This is a genomic window from Kitasatospora sp. NPDC096128 (genome assembly GCF_040303105.1).
Lineage (GTDB): Bacteria > Actinomycetota > Actinomycetes > Streptomycetales > Streptomycetaceae > Kitasatospora.
Genome location: NZ_JBEOSP010000112.1, coordinates 1 through 3,923 on the forward strand (window position 1 = coordinate 1; position 3,923 = coordinate 3,923).

Annotated in this window: 3 protein-coding genes; 2 read left to right on the forward strand and 1 reads right to left on the reverse strand. The window is 72.3% G+C overall.

The annotated features are described in order from the left end of the window. Both ABTY61_RS41755 and ABTY61_RS41760 read left to right on the forward strand, forming a co-directional pair. On the forward strand, positions 1-330 hold a 330-nt coding region (locus tag ABTY61_RS41755; protein WP_350510480.1), incomplete at its 5' end, for a contact-dependent growth inhibition system immunity protein. Between the two features lie 490 nt (positions 331-820). Continuing rightward, positions 821-1,972: an ATP-binding protein gene (locus ABTY61_RS41760; RefSeq protein WP_350510481.1), complete on the forward strand. Its 1,152-nt coding sequence runs from the start codon at positions 821-823 to the stop codon at positions 1,970-1,972. Between the two features lie 93 nt (positions 1,973-2,065). Here ABTY61_RS41760 and ABTY61_RS41765 read toward each other — a convergent pair whose 3' ends face one another. Beyond that, on the reverse strand, positions 2,066-3,349 hold the full coding sequence (locus ABTY61_RS41765; protein ID WP_350510482.1) for a tetratricopeptide repeat protein: 1,284 nt from the start codon (positions 3,347-3,349) through the stop codon (positions 2,066-2,068). Positions 3,350-3,923 lie beyond the last annotated feature (574 nt).

The window sequence follows — 3,923 nt, forward strand, 5'->3', positions numbered from 1 at the left end:
CCGAAACCGACCACACGGCAGCTGGGGCAAGCCACGCAAGGCACGGAGAACGTAGCCGCCAGCGGCTCAGGAGCGATCTACAGCTGGAGTATTAGGCAGGACGTGGGCCTTACCCATCTCTTGCCGCTGGCGCTGGAAGTCCTGCGGGACGACCCGCTGGCGGAGGGCGACATGTACGAGGGCGATCTGTTGGCCGCTGCACTCACCAGGAGTCCGGAGGTCTGGAGCGAGTCACCCGAACTCGGGCGTGAGCTTCATCTGATCGTTTCGGCGCTGAGTGATCTGACACCGTCCCTGAGGCGAGAGGTAGAGCGGTTCCTTGCTCTGTAGGCCGCCGACAGCGCCCTGTTGCAGGTGTCGGGGAGCGTGCGCTACGAGGGCTGTCGGACGAGCGGTCGCAGGCCAGGACGCGTCGCGGGACTTTCGGCGGGTGAGCCGGCGGCTATAACACCGATCACCGCCCAAGACCCCTCTCACGCACCACCCGTGCTCAAACGCGGTCTGATCGGTCAAACCCTCCGGCGCCGCGCCCAAATGGCCGCGGAGTCGGACGGTTCACACGTCATCCACGACCGCACCAGGCCGACGCGAAAAATTCTTGAAACTCGTGGCCCCGCAGCCCCCCGAAACAGTGCCACAGACGGTCCCCAAAGGGCCGCGGCGGGATTGCGGTGGCAGTGCGCACCTCTCCCCGGCCGGGCGCTCCCGATTGCCCCTCAGGAGCCCGTCCACGGCATCGCCAAACCTGCTCTGACCTGGTGTTTTCTCGGAAATCTCCTAGGCTGGGGAAGCTCTGTCGGACACCCTCGGAGGGGGCATCATGAGCGAGGAATCCAATGCGTACGACGCCAGCACGATCGTGGTTCTGGAGGGCCTGGAGGCCGTTCGCAAGCGGCCCGGGATGTACGTCGGATCGGTCGGTGAACGCGGCCTTCACCACCTGGTGTTCGAGGTCGCCGAGCGGGCGCTGGACGAGATCCTTAGCGGCACCGCCAGCCATGTCGAGATCACCCTCGCCGCCGACGGCGGCGTCCGCGTCGCCGACGACGGCACGGGCCTGCCGGTCGAGCACGCCGGCCACAGTGACAGCCCTGCGCTGGAGACCCGGTTGACCGTGCTCTGCGCCGGGGCGCAGCCTGCCAGCCGGCACTCGCTGTTCGGCGGCCACTTCGGCGTGGGACTGGCCGTCGTCAACGCACTGTCGGGCCGTCTGACGGCCGAGGTACGACGCGACGGCGCCCGCTGGGTGCTGGAGTACGAGCGAGGCGTAGCCGTCGCGCCGCCCGCCCACACCGGACCGGCCGGCGGCAGCGGGACCGCGATCACCTTCCGGCCCGATGCCGAGATCTTCGAGACGCTGGAGTTCTCGTTCGACGCGCTGGCCGAGCGCTTCAGGGAACTGGCCTTCCTGAACCGGGACTTGGACATCACCCTGACCGATGACCGCAACCCCGCGGTGCCCCGAGCCGTCCGCTTCCGGTTCCCGGGCGGCCCGAGGGACCACATCGCAGAGCAGAGCACCCCCCTCCCCCCGGACGTGATCGGCTTCGAACGCGAGTACTCCGAAATGGAGGGAACCGTCGAGGTGGCCCTCCGTTGGTGCGACTCGCGCGAGGAGCGGGTCGCCAGCTACGCCAACAGTCTGCCGACCGCCGGCGGCGGCACGCACGAGCTCGGCTTTCGCGACGGCCTGGCGGCCGCGGTCAACGCCTACGCCCGGGAGCACCAGCTGCTCACCCCCTCCGACCCCGACTTCACCCCCACCCAGCTCGGTGCGGGCCTGACGGCGGTCGTGTCGGTAAAGCTTGATCGCCCCGAGTTCGAGGGGGCCATCCGCGACCGGCTGGGCAACGGGCCCGTCCGCGCCTGCGTCGCCGAGGCCGTCCGAGAGCACCTGACCGCCTGGCTCCACGCCGACCCGGCGCACGCGACGGCCGTCCTCACCCGGCTCTCGACGACCACCCGCAACTGACAGCAGCATCGGCGACCTCGACGACGCCCGCCGCACCCACGACCAGCGAGCGGCCGGCGCCAGCCCGACGCGAGAAGAACAGGCGGGTTCTCGTCAGGGGCTTTCCAGTGCCGCGAGTTCGGCCTCGACGACCGCGGTGTACGGGTGCCGGGCGCCGAAGTGCTCGCGCCAGGCGGTGGCGCAGCGGGTCAGCTGTGATTCGGCCTCGTGGCGCCGGCCCTGGGCGGCGAGTGCACGGCCCAGGGTGGTGGCGGCTTCCAGGGCCCGATGGTTATGGGGGTGGTAGTGGCGCTGGGCGAGTTCAACCGCGTGCCGGGCGCGGGACTCGGCCTCGTCCGGCCGGTGGAGGCCGAGCAGGACCTGGGCGGTGACGGTAGCGGTCAGGACGGCGCGCGGGCCCTCGTCGGCCCCCAGGTCGTCCGACTCGGCCTCCTCGGTGAGGACCCGTAGCGCCTCCTCGGCGCGGCCCAGAGCGTTGAGGCTGCGGGCGAGTCCCAGGGAGAGGCCGGCCCCGGGGCTTCGGGCCCGTACCTTTCGGGCGAACGCCTCGGCCTCGACGTGGCGGCCGGCGCTGACGAGGGCGAAGAGCCGCGCGCTGTGCACAGCGGCCCGGCGCGGGTCGCCATCGGGGAGGACGGACAGCAGGGCCGGGTATTCCTGTTCAACCCGGTCGTACTCGCCCAGGACCACGAGTTGCTGGAACCGGCTCACGCAGGCCGCCAGCATCAGCCGGTGTCCCGCGCCGAGTACCGACGAGGCCTCGGTCAGGAGCGTGGTGTACTCGGCCAGGGCGTCGCGGTGGCGGCCGAGGTTGTTGAGCGCCAACGCTCTGGCCCTCCACGCGCACACGCGCACCAGATCCACGGCGGGGTGCGCGGCCAGGACGGCGCGCGCCAGTTCCTCGGCCTCGGCCACGTGTCCGGTGGCGACCAGGACGCGGCTCAGCCGCAGTCGCGCGTCGTGGACCTCGGTGTGGTCCTCGCCCCGCGCGGCGACGGCGAGCGGGAGCACGGCCCGTAGCTCTTCCTCGGCCTCCTCGTACCGCTCCAACGCCATCAGGGCACGGCCGAGCACCCCCCGCAGCTCGCGGACGTCGGCATGGTCCTCACCCCAGGCGGCGACAGCGAGCGGGAGCACGGCCCGCGACTCGGTCTCGGCCTCCTCGTACCGCCTCAACGCGGCCAGGGCCGCCGCCAGTTCGCCGCGCGCGGCCAGGGTGGCCGACGCCTGCGGGCCCAACTCGGCGGTGTGCAGCCGGACGACCTGCCGCAGGGCGGCTTCGGCCCCGGCCCACAGCCCGTCGGCCGCAAGGCGGTTCGCCTTGCCGGCCAGGGAGTCGGCACGGCCCCGCGACCGGTTGCGCCACCACGCCAGCATGTCCGTCCCCCCGTCACTCCGGCCCTCCGCCGGTTCGCGGCGATGATCATAGTGGCGGGGCCCTGGTCTGGGTGGCGCGCAGCGTGCGGCGGCCTCCCACGCCTCGACGTGACGACGGGCTCCAGCAGGCCACCGCCCCGGTGTTGGCGCCGAGGAGACCGCGGCGCAGCCGGCGGCCTGCGCCCGGGTGTGGGAGCAGTCGGGTCCGGGCGGCCGGGGCCTGGCGCACCAGCAGGGCGGCCAGCTCGGCGGTGCTGGTGACCAGCGGGCAGCTCCGGTCGGCGGGGCCGCCCTGGGCGGCTGTGGGCGGCCTGGGGGGCGTTGGGGGCCGAGGGCGCGGGCGGCGCCGGGGCCGAGGGCTCGCCGGATGGACGACGGGTTGCTCGCGGCGGTTCGACGAGTCCGGGGGCGGCCCGGTGGCATCACCGAGAGGCAGGGGCTATCGCCCTCATGAGATGCCTGTCTGAGTCGTCTCCTAGTACTCCAGCTGTAGATCGCTCCTGAGCCGCTGGCGGCTACGTTCTCCGTGCCTTGCGTGGCTTGCCCCAGCTGCCGTGTGGTCGGTTTCGGGCTT

Excerpts from the sequence above, each read along its gene's own strand:
- ABTY61_RS41760 (WP_350510481.1), top strand. The coding sequence starts at position 821 with ATGAGCGAGGAATCCAATGCGTACGACGCCAGCACGATCGTGGTTCTG.
- ABTY61_RS41765 (WP_350510482.1), bottom strand. The coding sequence starts at position 3,349 with ATGCTGGCGTGGTGGCGCAACCGGTCGCGGGGCCGTGCCGACTCCCTG.